The organism is Geodermatophilus amargosae, from assembly GCF_900116515.1.
GTDB lineage: Bacteria > Actinomycetota > Actinomycetes > Mycobacteriales > Geodermatophilaceae > Geodermatophilus > Geodermatophilus amargosae.
Genome location: NZ_FPBA01000004.1, coordinates 145,384 through 158,066, shown reverse-complemented (window position 1 = coordinate 158,066; position 12,683 = coordinate 145,384). Strand labels below are relative to the sequence as shown.

General features: G+C 76.9%; 17 protein-coding genes and 1 pseudogene. 10 read left to right on the top strand and 8 right to left on the bottom strand.

Annotated elements, in window-relative coordinates; all coding sequences use genetic code 11:
- Positions 1-2: 2 nt before the first annotated feature.
- Positions 3-386, bottom strand: coding sequence for a hypothetical protein (locus BM414_RS07945; protein WP_093578898.1), 384 nt, complete (start codon positions 384-386; stop codon positions 3-5).
- Positions 387-571: 185 nt separating this feature from the next.
- A complete protein-coding gene (locus BM414_RS07940) occupies positions 572-1,789 on the bottom strand; it encodes an MFS transporter (RefSeq protein WP_093578897.1) in 1,218 nt (405 codons plus the stop codon).
- Positions 1,790-1,908: 119 nt separating this feature from the next.
- Here BM414_RS07940 and BM414_RS07935 point away from each other — a divergent pair, with 119 nt between their 5' ends.
- Together BM414_RS07935 and BM414_RS07930 are read left to right on the top strand one after the other, a co-directional pair.
- Positions 1,909-2,814 carry an alpha/beta fold hydrolase gene (locus tag BM414_RS07935; RefSeq protein WP_093578896.1) on the top strand — a complete coding sequence of 302 codons (906 nt, stop codon included), beginning with the start codon at positions 1,909-1,911 and terminating at the stop codon, positions 2,812-2,814.
- An 84-nt stretch (positions 2,815-2,898) separates the two neighbouring features.
- Positions 2,899-3,096, top strand: a complete 198-nt coding sequence (locus BM414_RS07930; protein ID WP_093578895.1) for a DUF1918 domain-containing protein — start codon at positions 2,899-2,901, stop codon at positions 3,094-3,096.
- Between the two features lie 123 nt (positions 3,097-3,219).
- Here BM414_RS07930 and BM414_RS29210 read toward each other — a convergent pair whose 3' ends face one another.
- Entirely contained in the window at positions 3,220-3,840 is a 621-nt protein-coding gene (locus BM414_RS29210; RefSeq protein ID WP_175551489.1) for a hypothetical protein, read from the bottom strand.
- 15 nt (positions 3,841-3,855) lie between these two features.
- Positions 3,856-4,008 (bottom strand): hypothetical protein, encoded by a 153-nt coding sequence (locus BM414_RS29205; protein WP_175551488.1) that lies wholly within the window; start codon positions 4,006-4,008, stop codon positions 3,856-3,858.
- A 200-nt stretch (positions 4,009-4,208) separates the two neighbouring features.
- Between BM414_RS29205 and BM414_RS07920 the strand changes: the two genes are divergently transcribed.
- The 6 genes and pseudogenes from BM414_RS07920 (at position 4,209) to BM414_RS30105 (ending at position 7,529) form a co-directional block, all read left to right on the top strand.
- The gene (locus tag BM414_RS07920; protein WP_093578894.1) at positions 4,209-4,850 is read left to right on the top strand and encodes a DUF4956 domain-containing protein; all 642 of its coding nucleotides are present in this window, start codon (positions 4,209-4,211) and stop codon (positions 4,848-4,850) included.
- Positions 4,847-5,185: pseudogene (locus tag BM414_RS31765) on the top strand (VTC domain-containing protein); the annotation flags it as partial. The gene BM414_RS07920 and the pseudogene BM414_RS31765, both read left to right, overlap by 4 nt.
- A 61-nt stretch (positions 5,186-5,246) precedes the next feature.
- Positions 5,247-5,717, top strand: coding sequence for a CYTH domain-containing protein (locus BM414_RS30725; protein WP_245784592.1), 471 nt, complete (start codon positions 5,247-5,249; stop codon positions 5,715-5,717).
- Positions 5,708-6,577, top strand: coding sequence for a carbohydrate-binding domain-containing protein (locus BM414_RS30115; protein WP_217644609.1), 870 nt, complete (start codon positions 5,708-5,710; stop codon positions 6,575-6,577). The genes BM414_RS30725 and BM414_RS30115 overlap by 10 nt, the downstream gene beginning before the upstream one ends.
- Entirely contained in the window at positions 6,574-7,056 is a 483-nt protein-coding gene (locus BM414_RS30110; RefSeq protein WP_217644608.1) for a carbohydrate-binding domain-containing protein, read from the top strand. Before BM414_RS30115 ends, BM414_RS30110 begins: the two co-directional genes overlap by 4 nt.
- Entirely contained in the window at positions 7,053-7,529 is a 477-nt protein-coding gene (locus tag BM414_RS30105) for a hypothetical protein (RefSeq protein WP_217644607.1), read from the top strand. The genes BM414_RS30110 and BM414_RS30105 overlap by 4 nt, the downstream gene beginning before the upstream one ends.
- 121 nt (positions 7,530-7,650) lie before the next feature.
- On the opposite strand, the gene BM414_RS31320 is transcribed toward BM414_RS30105, so the two are convergent.
- The 4 genes from BM414_RS31320 to BM414_RS07890 form a co-directional block, all read right to left on the bottom strand.
- Positions 7,651-8,514, bottom strand: coding sequence for a PadR family transcriptional regulator (locus tag BM414_RS31320; RefSeq protein ID WP_093578893.1), 864 nt, complete (start codon positions 8,512-8,514; stop codon positions 7,651-7,653).
- A 42-nt stretch (positions 8,515-8,556) separates the two neighbouring features.
- Positions 8,557-9,027 carry a hypothetical protein gene (locus BM414_RS07900; protein WP_093578892.1) on the bottom strand — a complete coding sequence of 157 codons (471 nt, stop codon included), beginning with the start codon at positions 9,025-9,027 and terminating at the stop codon, positions 8,557-8,559.
- Positions 9,028-9,090: 63 nt separating this feature from the next.
- The gene (locus BM414_RS07895; RefSeq protein ID WP_093578891.1) at positions 9,091-10,071 is read right to left on the bottom strand and encodes a serine hydrolase; all 981 of its coding nucleotides are present in this window, start codon (positions 10,069-10,071) and stop codon (positions 9,091-9,093) included.
- Positions 10,068-10,982, bottom strand: coding sequence for a LysR family transcriptional regulator (locus BM414_RS07890; protein WP_093578890.1), 915 nt, complete (start codon positions 10,980-10,982; stop codon positions 10,068-10,070). Before BM414_RS07890 ends, BM414_RS07895 begins: the two co-directional genes overlap by 4 nt.
- Before the next feature lie 61 nt (positions 10,983-11,043).
- Between BM414_RS07890 and BM414_RS07885 the strand changes: the two genes are divergently transcribed.
- Entirely contained in the window at positions 11,044-11,961 is a 918-nt protein-coding gene (locus BM414_RS07885; protein ID WP_093578889.1) for an EamA family transporter, read from the top strand.
- 80 nt (positions 11,962-12,041) lie between these two features.
- Complete coding sequence (locus BM414_RS07880; protein ID WP_093578888.1) at positions 12,042-12,635, top strand: hypothetical protein; 594 nt, start codon at positions 12,042-12,044, stop codon at positions 12,633-12,635.
- Positions 12,636-12,683 lie beyond the last annotated feature (48 nt).

The window sequence follows — 12,683 nt, the reverse complement described above, 5'->3', positions numbered from 1 at the left end:
GGTCAGGGGGCGTCGAAGAGGGTGACCCGGTCGGGCTCGGCGACGGGGAACGGGTTGGCCCACTCCGACGGCGTGCCGGTGATCGGCTGGGCGTCGGTGACCACCACGTGCGGCGTACCCGGGTAGACGGCGAGCACGCGGGCGGTCGAGGTGAGCTCCTCGGTGTGCTCGAGCAGCTCGCCGCGGCGCAGCGTCGTCGTCGTCCGCCGGCCGTGCAGCTCGCGGCCCACCTCGGCCACCCACGCGGCGCCGTCCTGGCGGAAGGAGATCGAGTGCACCCGCCGGCCCGGGGGCGCGGGCTCGCAGCCGGCGAACTCGGCGAGGGCCTCGTAGAGCCGCTCGGCCTGGTCGTCGTCGCTCGCGCGGGGGAGGAAGAAGGCGGCCACGGACCCATCCTGACCGCCGGTACCGACAGCCTCGGGATGCGGACCGTGCACCGGGCGTGCACCCTGGGTGCACACGCTCCGCTCCGGTCGAGTAGAGGGGGACTCCTCACCGGCGCACCGGGCCAGGTTCCGAGCTCATGCTCCCTGGCCCGGCTCCGAGGACCCAGGTCGTGCACGACCGGGTGTCACCCCTCCGGGTGTACCTCCGGCGCGCGGCTCACCGTCGCGCGCAGGACCCGGCCGCACACCAGCGTCGCCACCCCGGCCACGACGACGGCGAGCAGGCCGACGCGCAGGCTGGAGGCGTCGGCGATCGCGCCCACCAGCGGCGGCGAGGCCAGGAAGCCGATCCGCAGCAGCCAGTTGACCAGCGTCAGCCCGACGCCGTGCCGCAGCCCCGGCAGGTCGTCGGCGGCGGCGTACACGGCGGGGACGAGGGTGGCGACGCCGAGCCCCGCCATCGCGAAGCCGACCAGCGTCGTCGGCAGCGACGGGACGGCCAGAGCCAGCCCCATGCCGGCGGCGATGACCGCACCGCCCACGCGGGCCACCCGGCGCTGGCCGAACCGGTCGACGACGCGGTCGCCGGTCAGCCGCCCCACGGTCATCGCCACCGACAGCGCCACGAAGCCGAGGCCCGCGGTCGCGGCGCCGGTGCCGATCTCGCCGCGCAGGTACAGCGCGCTCCACGACGAGCCGGCGTCCTCGACGAACGCCCCGCAGGCGGCGAGCACGCCGAGGGCGGCCAGCGCGGGGAGGACGGCGCGCAGCGCGCCGCTCCCTCCGGTGGGCACGACGTCCTCGGCGACCTCCACCTGGTCGGGGCCCGGCAGCATCGACCGGTACGCCACCAGGGCGAGGACGGCGAACACGCCCGCGACCACCCCCAGGTGCAGGCCCAGCGGGATCCCCAGCCCGGCCGCCGCGGAGCCGAGCAGCCCGCCGGCGACCGCGCCGATGCTCCAGATGCCGTGGAAGGCGTTGAGGATCGACCGGTCGTAGGCCCGCTGCACGCGCAGGCCGTGGGCGTTCTGCGCGACGTCGACGACGGCGTCGAGCGCACCGGCCACGAACAGCGCGCCGGCCAGCAGCCACCACGACGGCGCGACGGACGCGCCCCAGACCGCCGCGGCGAGCGCCACCAGGCCGAAGGAGGCCACCCGCGCCGAGCCGAACCGCCGCATGAGCGCGGCCGAGGCCAGCGCGGAGACCAGCGCGCCGAGCGGGAGGGCGGCCAGCGCGGCGCCGAGGGAGGCGTTGGTGAGGTCGAGCCGGTCCTTGATCTCGGGCAGCCGCGGTACCAGGTCGGCGTAGAGGACGGCGTTGATGAAGAAGCAGGCGGCGACGGAGGCGCGGGCGGCGCGCAGCCGCGGCGGGGCGGCGGCCGGGGCGGCGTCGGGCACGGGACCTCTCTCGGGGTGCAGGGGGTGTGGTCCGACCGGGCAGGGCTGCGGCACCACCGATGAGTTTCGGCAGCCGTCGCGGTCGACAGGGCAGACCCCATCACACCCGGAGGCCCGAGATGTCCAGCACGCCGACCGCGCCCGCGCTCGAGACCCGCACCCTCGAGGTGCCCGGCGCCGTCCTCACCTACGACGTCCGGCCCGGCGCGCCGGTGCTGCTGCTGGTCGGCTCGCCCATGGGCGCGGAGGGCTTCGGCACGCTGGCCGGCTACCTCACCGACCGCACGGTGGTCACCTACGACGTGCGCGGCGCCGGGCGCAGCCGCCGCACCGACGGCGTGCCCACGAACACCCCCAAGGAGCACGCCGACGACATCTCCGCCGTGATCGACGCCGTCGGCGGCGGCCCGGTGGACCTGTTCGCCACCAGCGGCGGCGCGATCAACGCCCTGACGCTCGTGGCCCGCCGGCCGGAGCAGGTGCGCACGCTGGTCGCCCACGAGCCCCCCGTGGTGCACTACCTACCCGACGCCACCGAGGCCTCGGCCGCCACCCACGCGGTCGGCGAGGCCTACCGGCAGGGCGGTACCGGCCCGGGCATGGCCGCCTTCATCCGGCTGGCCTCCCACCGCGGGCCGGTGACCGCCGAGCTCGCCGGGCCGGCGCCGGACCCGGCGGGATTCGGCCTGCCCACCGAGGACGACGGGTCCCGCGACCACGCCCTGCTCGCGCAGAACCTCATCCCCTCCACGCACGCGGAGTTCGACGTCGCGGCGCTGCAGGCCGCGCCCACCCGGGTCGTGGTCGCCGTCGGTGCCGGGTCCGAGGGGGAGCTGGCGCACCGGGGCGGCGAGGGCGTCGCGGCGGCACTCGGCACGGCGCCGGTGGTCTTCCCCGGCGGCCACGGCGGCTTCATGGGCGGCGAGTTCGGTCAGGTGGGGGAGCCGGAGGCCTTCGCCGCGCGGCTGCGCGAGGTCCTCGACGGCGAGGTCGCTGACGGCGGGGTCCCCGACGGCGCGGCCTGAGGACCCTTGCCCGGCTCCCGGCGCAGCGGGAGGCTGATCCCGCCAGGACAGCCACGCCAAGCCGGGAGTGTCCGGGAGGTCGCCGTGGAAGCACGCGTGGGGGACAGGATCGTCGTCCGCTCGACCCACCAGGGGGAGCCGGACCGCACGGGACGGGTGACGGAGGTCCGCGGGCCGGCCGGGGGCCCGCCCTACGTCGTCCAGTGGGACGCCGACGGGCACACCGGCGTCTTCTACCCGGCCGGCTCCTGCACCGTCGAGCCGCAGCACGCCGGGACCTGACGCCCGCCCCGCCGGCGGCCGCACCCGCCGGCTGACCGGCGCGGTGTGCACGTGCCGCGCCGGGGGAGGGCTCGCCGCCGCGCTGCGTGCACACGCCGGCGCCCCGCGGCGAGGGAGTGCGTCTCAGCGCAACACGAGCTCCCGCGGTGGCGGTGCGACCGGGACCTGCGGGGCGGCCGCGCGCCGTCGGAAGACCAGCGAGCGCTGTACCGCGTAGCCGGCGCCTCCAGCAGCACCTCGGTGGCCACCTTGGCCGGCAGCAGCGGCATCCCCAGGCCGGTCAGGACGGCGAGCAGCGCGTAGTTGCCCGCGAGCAGCGGGACCGCCAGCGCCGTCGGCGACCAGATCGTCGGCCGTCGTCGTGGTCTCGTCGTACACCTCGACCGTGCCGTCGCGGTAGAAGGCCAGCCCCTCGCGGGCGCCCTCGTCGCGGTAGACGACGCCGTTGCGGATCTCGATGCCGGTGTCGCGGAAGCCGCGGTAGTCGCCGTTGACCGCGAACACCGCGCCGTTGTCCTCGGCGATGTCGGAGGTGTCCTCGGTGATGTTGGTGCCGAAGGCGTCCTGCGCGAAGGCCGACCGCAGCACCGTGGCGTCGGGGAGGGTCGCGTCGGCGACGTGGTAGGTGACCGTGCTGTCGCCGCTGCCGGTGGTGACCGTGGAGACGGTCATCGAGGCGTCCCCGGAGGTGGAGGTGTCGCCGGTGACGGTGCCGGTCGCGCTGCCGGTGTCGGCGCCGGTCACGTCCTGGGCGGCCTCCTAGGCGGAGACGTCGGCGATCTCGACGTGGTCGACGACGAACCGGTCGAGCGCCCAGGCCGTGCCCCCGCCGGCGGCGAGCGTGACGGTGGTGGCCGCGGCGATGACGGCGTTGCGGACCCGGCGGCGGCGGGGTCGGGGGGTCTGGGACATGCCGTCCCCTGTGACGGCCGGGTCTGGGAGGGGCGTGGACCCTCCCTGGGAGATCACTGCGGACCGTCACCGGTCCTCACTGTGTGCTGTCTCACCCCGCCTGGAGGCGTTCACAGGGAGCTTCGAGGCGACGCCCAGTGACATCGCATCGACGGACGGCAACGTGCTCGTCGTCCCGCCGTCGACCCTCGGAAAGCCGGATGTCACCCACCTCGCTCCTGTTCGCCGCCGACCTGCTCGCCATCGGCCTGCTCGCCTTCGGCATCTACTTCCCCCGCCACCGCCGGCGTGACCTGGTGGTCGCCTACGTGGGCGCGAACGCCGGCGTGCTCGCCGTGTCCGCCGCGCTCGAGAGCAGCGGGGTGGGCGCGGGCCTGGGCCTGGGGCTGTTCGGCGTGCTGTCGATCATCCGACTGCGCTCCACCGAGCTCGACCAGCACGAGGTCGCCTACTACTTCACGGCGCTCGCGCTGGGCCTGCTCGGCGGCTTGGGCGACGGCGCCCCGGTGCTCGCGGTCTCGCTCATGGCGCTGCTCGTGGCGGTCACGTACGTCGCCGGCCACCCTGCCCTGTTCCGCCGTTATCCCCAACAGCTCGTCGTCCTGGACGCCGCGTTCACCGACGAGCCCACCCTGATCGGCTCCCCGGAGGCACTGCTCGACGCCCGCGTGCACCAGGTGACCGTGCAGCGGGTGGACCTGGTCGACGACACGACCTGGGTCGACGTCCGGTTCGAGCGGCCACGGGTCCGCGCCGCCGCAGCGGCGGTCGGGGAGGCCCGGACCGCCGCCGTCCCGCAGGACGGGCACGCGCTGCTCCGCTCAGCACCGGTGCAGCCGTGACCGCCGCCGTGCCGCTGCCGCCCGGCGCACCGGCGCTGCCCTCGGCCGCGGACCTGGAGCCGGTGGGTCTGGCCGAGCTCGTCGAGCGTGCCGCACTGCAGACCCGCGTCGACCGCAAGTACCTGCTGTCCCTGACCGACGCCGACGCCGTCCTCGCGGCACTGGCCGCCGAGTGTCCGGTGCGGGTGCTCGACGCCGGCGGACAGCGGGACTTCGCCTACGGCTCGCTGTACTTCGACACGCCCGACCTCGCCGGCTACCACCTCGCGGCGCGCGGCCGGCGGCGCCGGTTCAAGGTGCGCCGGCGCACCTACCTCGACAGCGGCGACGCGTTCTGCGAGGTCAAGACCCGCGGCCGCCGCGGCGAGACCGTCAAGCAGCGCGTGCAAGCAGCGCGTGCCCGCCGACGGCGCGGGGCTCGGCGGCGCCGGCGCCTTCGTCGAGCAGGTGCTCGACGACGCGGGCCTGGGCTGGGTGCGCAGCGGCGACCTGCGGCCGGTGCTGGCCACCCGGTACCGCCGCACGACCCTGCACCTGCCCGGCGCACGGGCCGGAGCCGGTCCCGCCGCCGACGCGCGGATCACCGTGGACACCGGCCTGACCTGGTCACTGCCGGGGGGCCGCGCGCTGACCCTCCCGGGGCTGGCCGTCGTCGAGACCAAGTCCGGAGCGGCCGCCTCGGCCGCCGACCGGGCGCTGTGGCGCGCCGGGCACCGGCCCAGCCGCGTCTCCAAGTACGGCACCGGGCTCGCCGCGCTGCGCGGTGACCTGCCCGACAACCGCTGGTGCCCGGTGCTGCGGCGCCACTTCTCCTCCCTGACCCCCGTTCCCGCCCCCTCTCCCGACAGGACCCTCCCGTGCGACTGACGAAGACCCGTACCGCCCTCTCCGGTGCGCTGATCGCCGCCGTGCTCGCCGCCTGCACCGCCGAGGCCGCCGGCACCACCGCCTCCGGTGGCACCGCGAGCGTCTCGGCGGAGCAGGTGGCGGCCAGCAGCGGCACCACCGTGGCCGACGCCGTCGCCGCCGACGCGACCGCCACCGCCGGCGACGCCGCCTACGCCGAGGCCGACGTCGTGGACGTGACGCTCACCGGCGACTCCGCCGAGAGCGACTCCGACGCGGTCACCGTCGACGGCGGCACCGTCACGATCACCGCCGCGGGCACCTACCGCCTCTCGGGCACCCTCGCCGGCCAGGTCGTCGTCGACAGCCCCGACGACGGCGTCGTGCGCATCGTGCTCGACGCCGCGGAGATCACCTCCTCGACCACGTCCGCGCTGGCCGTCGTGGACGCCGGGAGCACGGTGGTCGTGCTCGCCGACGGCTCCACCAACTCGCTGTCCGACGGCTCCGCCCACGGCACCGGCGACGGCGAGCCCAACGCCGCGCTGTACAGCTCCGCCGACCTGACGATCGCCGCCACCGGCTCGCTGACCGTCACCGGCAACGCCAACGACGGCATCACCAGCCAGGACGGTCTGGTCATCGCGTCGGGCACCGTCACCGTCGACGCGGTCGACGACTGCGTCCGCGGCAAGGACTGGCTCGTCGTCCAGGACGGCACGCTCACCGTCACCGCCGGCGGCGACGGGCTGACGTCCGACGACACCGAGGACACCACGCGCGGCTACGTGTACGTCGCGGGCGGCACGGTCGACGTGACCGCCGGCGGCGACGGTCTGTCCGCAGCCACCGCGACGTCGTCGTGGGTGCCGGCACCGTGAGCGTCGAGACCGGCGGCGGCAGCTCCGGGACCGTGGCCGACGACGGCTCGGCCAAGGGCCTGGAGGGCGACGTCAGCGTGGTGGTCGGGGACGGGGCGACCGTCGACGTCGACGCCGCCGACGACGCGGTCCACTCCGACGGCGTCGTGAGCGTCACCGACGGCACGCTCACCCTGGCCACCGGCGACGACGGAGTGCACGCCGAGGCCGACCTCACGGTGGCCGGCGGCACGCTCACGGTCTCGCGCTCCTACGAGGGCCTGGAGAGCGCGGCGATCACCATCGCCGGCGGCGACCTCGCGCTGACCGCCAGCGACGACGGCGTCAACGTCTCCGGCGGCAACGACGGGTCGGGGCAGCTGGGCCCCGGCGGCAGCAGCGACTCGTCCTCCGGCTCGGGCACGCTGACCATCACCGGCGGGACCACGGTGGTCGACGCCGGGGGGACGGCCTGGACGCGGCCGGGACGGGCACGATGACCGGCGGCACCGTGGTGGTCAACGGCCCGACGGAGAGCGGCAACGGCTCGCTCGACCTCGACGGCGGGCTGGCGATCAGCGGCGGCACGCTGCTGGCCGCGGGGAACTCCGGCATGGCGCAGTCGCCGGCGGACTCCTCGGCGCAGGGCTGGGTCGCCGCGACGCCGGACTGGACCGTGTCCGAGGGCACCGTCGTCTCCGTGGTCGCCTCCGACGGCACGGTGCTGGCCACCTACACCGCCCAGGTGGACTTCTCCTCGCTGGTCTACTCCTCGGCCGACGTGCAGAGCGGCGCGGAGTACTCGGTGGTGTCCGGCGGCAGTGCCTCCGGCGACGAGGTGGGCGGCCTGTCCTCCGGCGGCGACGCCGGGGACGGCGAGGTCGCCACCGCGACGGCGGGCGAGGCGCTCGCCGGCGGCATGGGTGGTGGCCCGGGCGGCGGTCCCGGCGGCGGCCGCGGCTCCGGCGGCTGACCGACCGGTGTCCCGGGCGCGGTGTGTCCCCCCACCGCGCCCGGGACCCCGACCACGTCGCGTCGCGTGCACACGCCGACGCCCCCGCCGCAGGGATGCGGCGGGGGCGTCGGTCGCCGGTTCAGCCCTGCGGGTCCTCCGCGGCCGGGGGACCCTGCGCGCCCTCCGGTCCCTCGGCCAGCAGCAGGTACAGCGAGCGGCGGGCCTCGGCCAGGACCCCGGCCGCGGCGGTGAACTGGGCCTCCGTGCCGGTGCGCGCCACCTGGCGGACCGCGCCGTGCAGCTGCTCGAGCAGGCCGCGCAGGTCCGCAGGCGGAGTGCCCTCGGCAGCGCCGGCGAACGGGTCGCCCCCCGTACCGCGCAGCTGCTCCGCGGTGCTGCGGCCGGTGTCGGTGAGCGTGGCGAGCTTGCGGCCGGCGTCGGCGGTGACCGTCACCAGCCCCTCGTCCTCGAGCTGGCTCAGCGTCGGGTAGATGGCACCCGGGCTGGGGGTCCAGCGGCCGCCGCTGCGATCGGCGATGGCCTGCATGAGCTGATAGCCGTGCATGGGCTGCTCGGCCAGGAGCAGCAGCACGGCGGCGCGGACGTCACCGCGGGGTGCCCGCCCGCGGCCCCGCCGGCGCAGGCCGGCCGTGGGGTCGAAGCCGGGGCCGAAGCCGGGACCGCCCTCGCGGCCGCGCCACCCGGGTCCCCCGAAGCCGGGTCCGCCGAAGCCCGGGCCCCCGAAGCCCGGGCCCCCGGAGCCGAAGCCTCCGGAGCCGAAGCCCCCGGGACCGGGGCCCCCGGTCGCCCCGGGCCCTGCGACGCCGAAGCCGAAGCCCTGCGGGCGGTGGCCGTGGCCGCCGTGCTGCTGGCCGCCGTGCCCGGGGCCGCCGTGTGGGTGGCCACCGTGTCGGTGTTCCCCGTGCTGACCGTGCGGGCCCTGCCCGCCGTGGGAGGGACGGCGGCCGGGCCGCCAGCCCTCGAAGCGTGGATCGAACTCCATGATTGTCCTCCTGACGTATCAGATGACAGTAACGATATGTCGTTAACCGTCACGATGCAAGGACTCGATCTCCGACGTGGCGATCGCCTGGACCGCCGCCTCGCCGAGCGCGTCCACCTCGGGAGCCAGGGCGCGCAGGTCGACCGGCTCCGGTGTGCGGAGCAGGGTGGCGAGCCGGGCGGCGACGTCGTCGATCCGCTGTGCCGGGGAGACGCCGGGAGCGGCCGGTTCCGGTGGCAGCGCGGTCCAGGGCTGGGCGACCTCGGCACTCAGGGCCGGCAACCGACGCAGCAGGGCCGCGCACCCGGCAGCCAGTCGCCACCAGGTACCGGTGCGCAGCTCCGGCGGCCCGGAGGAGCCCGCGGCCGCCCAGCGCAGCAGCCGGACGACGTCGCCCCAGACGACGTCGGAGACGACGTCGTCGACGGGCCGGCCGCCGGGGGAGCGATGCGCGAGCACGAGGGCTCGGGTGGCGTGCGGGTCGAACAGCCAGCGGGCAGGGTCGCCGTCCATGACGGCACGCTGGGCCCCCGGCCTCCCGGGAGCCTGAGCGTGCCCTGGCAGGGACCTGGCAGCTCAGCCCAGGGCGCCGAGCACGGCGACGGCGGCGGCGTCGAGGGCGGCGCGGGCGCGCGCCCACGACGTCGCCACCGGGAAGTCCCCGAGGAGCACGACCACCCGACCGTCGGGCAGCACGCCGGCCGAGTGCAGCTGCCGCCGGCCGTCCACGCAGCACATCCAGCCCTGCTTGGCCGCCACGCCGGCCGCCCCCTGGAGCAGCCCGAACACCTGGTCGAAGCCGTCGGCCGCGGTCGCCGTGGTGGCCCGCATCCACCCGAGCAGGAGAGCCGCCGGCGCGCTCCCGGACGCCGCGGCCAGGCCGGCCAGGAACGTGGCGACGTCGGCCGCGCTCGTGGTCGCCTCGCCCCACTCGCCCGCGACCACCGGCGGCGCGGTGGCGGTCAGCCCCGTGTCGGCCGCCGCGGCGGTGAGCAGGGCCGCGCCGTCGAAGCGGTCCCACAGCACGCTCATCGCGCCGTCGCCGGAGCGCACGACCGCCCGCTCCATGAGCGCGAGGTCGCGGTCGCCGAGCTCGAGCGCGCCGGTGGCGTCGAGGGCGAGCAGACGGCCCACGACGAGGAGCTTCACGAGCGAGGCGGTGTAGCGGACCTCGCCGGAGGAGGGGCCCGCGACCAGCGGCCGCCCGGCGGCGTCCAGGACGACGACGTCGACCGTGCCGCCTGCCGCAGCGGCCGCTGCGTCCACCCCGGCGAGCACCGTGGCCGCGTCCACCGGAGCCGGCGGTGTCACCGGCGCGCTCGCGGGGGACTGCGCGGGGGCCCCGGAGGGCCGCGGCACCACCGCGGCGTGAACCGTGCCCGGGGCGGGCGCGGCCGGGGTGGGCGCGGCGGGGGTGCCGTCCCGGACCAGCAGCACGACCGCCAGCACGCCGCCCGTGGTGACCACCAGGACCGACGCCAGCACCACGGTCAGCGCCGCGGTGACCAGCCGGGAGGCCGTCCTCCGGCGCGGGGGCAGCGGGTGTGCGGTGATCACGCTCCCAGGGTGGACCCGTTCCCTGTCGGGGAGGTGGCCATCTTGTTGCCGGTTCCGTCGCGGGCGAGGCGGGCGCGGACCAGCGCGACCAGGTCCGCCAGGTCCGGGGGCGGGCTGTCGGCCCACCAGGCCAGCCTCACCGGCACCCACGGCGCGTCCCGGAGGGGCCGGTAGACGACGCCGGGCCGCGGGTGCTGTCGCGCGGTGGCCTCGGTGGTCACCCCGGCGGCCTGGCCGGCGGCGATGGCGGTCAGCCACGCGTCCACCCCGCGCACGTCCCGGATCGCCGCGGGCTCGTGCGTTGCGGTCCACAGGTCCCTCGTCGTCGTCCCGGTCCCGCCGTCGGAGGCGAGGACGCGCCCGGTGAGGTCGGCCAGCCGGACGCTGCGCCGGCGGGCCAGTGGATCGTCGGCGGCCACCACGGCGTAGCGCCGCTCCCGCCCCACCTCCGCCGTCGCCAGGCGCGGGTCACCCGGCGGCCGGCGCAGGACGGCGACGTCGGCCAGGCCCTCCGTTAGGCCGGCGGTCGGGGTGTTGGACTGCACGAACAGCAGCGCGGCCCCGGGGTGGGCGTCGGCCCAGGCGCGCTGCACGGCAGCGGTGTGCCGGCCGAGCGCGGCCCAGGCGTAGCCGATCCGCAGCTCGTCCCGGGCCCGCTCGGCGGTGCGGCGGAGCGCGGCGACCTCCTCCAGCACGCGGCGGGCGTGCGCGGCCACCCGGATGCCCGCCGGGGTGAGCGCCACCGTCCGGGTGGTGCGGTGCAGCACCCGCGTCCCCAGTGCGCGCTCCAGCGCGGCGACCGTCCGTGACACCGACGCCTGCGTCGTGTGCAGGGCGGCCGCGGCGGCGGTGAACGTCCCGGTGTCGACGACGGCGAGCAGCGCCCGCAGCTGGCGCACCTCGGGATCCATACGCCGACCGTATCGCCGGGCCCGGCCCAGGCATTTCCCCCCGGCGTCCGGGCTGCTCAGGATGGGTCAGGTGAACAGCGCCCCCGGCACGCCGCCGTCCACCCGGTCCCGGACCGCCCGGAGCGTGGTCACCCTGCTGGCCGGCTCGGCCAGCAACCAGGTCGGTGCCGCGCTCGGCGCGCACGCCTTCCCCGCCGTCGGGCCGGCCGGGGTGGTCGGCGTCCGGCAGTGGGTGGCCGCGGCGGTCCTCGTGCCGCTGGCCCGCCCGGACGTCCGGCGGATGACCTGGCCGCAGTGGTGGCCGGTGCTGCTGCTGGCCGCCGTCTTCGGGGCGATGAACCTGGCGCTCTACTCGGCGATCGAGCGGGTCGGGCTGGGGCTGGCGGTCACGCTGGAGTTCCTCGGGCCGCTGGCCGTCGCCCTGGCCGGGTCGCGGTCGCGGCGGGACCTGCTCGGCGCCCTCGTCGCGGCCGCCGGCGTGTGGCTGCTGGTCCTGCCCGGGGGATCCAGCGACTGGGCCGGCATCGGGCTCGGGCTGGCGGCGGCCTGCTGCTGGGCGGCCTACATCCTGCTCAACCGGGTCGCCGGCGCGCGGCTGCCCGGGCTGCAGGCCCCGGCGATCGCGACGGCGCTGTGCGCGCTGGCGGTGACCCCCGTCGTCGTCGTGCTGGTGGTCCAGCAGCGGCTCACCGGCGCACCGCTGGCGTACGCCGTCGCCGCCGGGGTCCTGGCCTCCGCCGTGCCGTACGCCGCCGACCTGGTGGCGCTGCGCCGGGTGACGCCCCGGGCCTTCGGCGTCCTGTGCAGCGCGCACCCGGTGTGGGCTGCGCTGGCCGGGACGCTCCTGCTGGGGCAGGCGCTGGCGCTGCACGAGTGGGCCGGGGTGGCCGTGGTGGTGCTGGCCAACGTCGTGGCGGTGCTGCACGCCTCCCCGGCGCCGCGGCCGGCGGAGGTCCACAGCGCCGCCACGGCCGCCTGACAGCTACACCACAGGAACGTCCTCCACAGTGAGGGGCGTCGACCGGAGCAGCCGGCCGCAGCCCGACCGAGGAGAACACCGTGCGCAAGAAGATCGTGCTCGCTACGACGGCCGGCGTCCTGGCCGTCGGCGGCGGCCTCGCGTTCACCGTCCCGGCCATCGCCGACGACGAGACGACTCCCGAGACTGCGGCGACCTCGGTCGAGGACCGCATCCGCGACGCGCTCTCCGGCCTGGTCGACGACGGCTCCCTCACCGCCGAGCAGGCCGACGAGGTGGCCACCACGCTCAGCGACGCCGACCTCCGCGACCACGGCTCCGGTCCCTGGCCGGGCCTGTCGGTCGCCGCGGAGACGCTGGGCCTGTCCGAGGACGACCTGCGCACCGCGCTCGAGGCCGAGGGCGCCACCCTCGCCTCGGTGGCCGGAGACCAGGGCGTCGCGGTCGAGGACCTCGTCGCCGCGCTGGTCCAGGCCGGACGCGAGCGCCTCGAGGAGGCCGTCGCCGAGGGCCGGCTGACCCAGGAGCAGGCCGACGAGCGCGCGGCCGAGATGCAGACGTGGGTGACCGACATGGTGAACGGCGCCGGCTCCGGCGACCGCGGTCCGCACGGTGGCTGGGGCCGCGGCTGGGGCGGCGGCTGGGGCGGCGGCCCCGACGGGGACGACGACTGACCCGCTCCCCGTCCGTGGCGCCGCTCTCCCCGGGAGGGCGGCGCCGTG

Coding starts and splice junctions, on each gene's coding strand:
- BM414_RS07935 (WP_093578896.1), top strand. CDS start 1,909: ATGTCCAGCACGCCGACCGCGCCCGCGCTCGAGACCCGCACCCTCGAG.
- BM414_RS29205 (WP_175551488.1), bottom strand. CDS start 4,008: ATGTCCCAGACCCCCCGACCCCGCCGCCGCCGGGTCCGCAACGCCGTC.
- BM414_RS07920 (WP_093578894.1), top strand. CDS start 4,209: ATGTCACCCACCTCGCTCCTGTTCGCCGCCGACCTGCTCGCCATCGGC.
- BM414_RS30105 (WP_217644607.1), top strand. CDS start 7,053: ATGACCGGCGGCACCGTGGTGGTCAACGGCCCGACGGAGAGCGGCAAC.
- BM414_RS31320 (WP_093578893.1), bottom strand. CDS start 8,514: ATGGAGTTCGATCCACGCTTCGAGGGCTGGCGGCCCGGCCGCCGTCCC.
- BM414_RS07900 (WP_093578892.1), bottom strand. CDS start 9,027: ATGGACGGCGACCCTGCCCGCTGGCTGTTCGACCCGCACGCCACCCGA.
- BM414_RS07890 (WP_093578890.1), bottom strand. CDS start 10,982: ATGGATCCCGAGGTGCGCCAGCTGCGGGCGCTGCTCGCCGTCGTCGAC.
- BM414_RS07885 (WP_093578889.1), top strand. CDS start 11,044: ATGGGTCAGGTGAACAGCGCCCCCGGCACGCCGCCGTCCACCCGGTCC.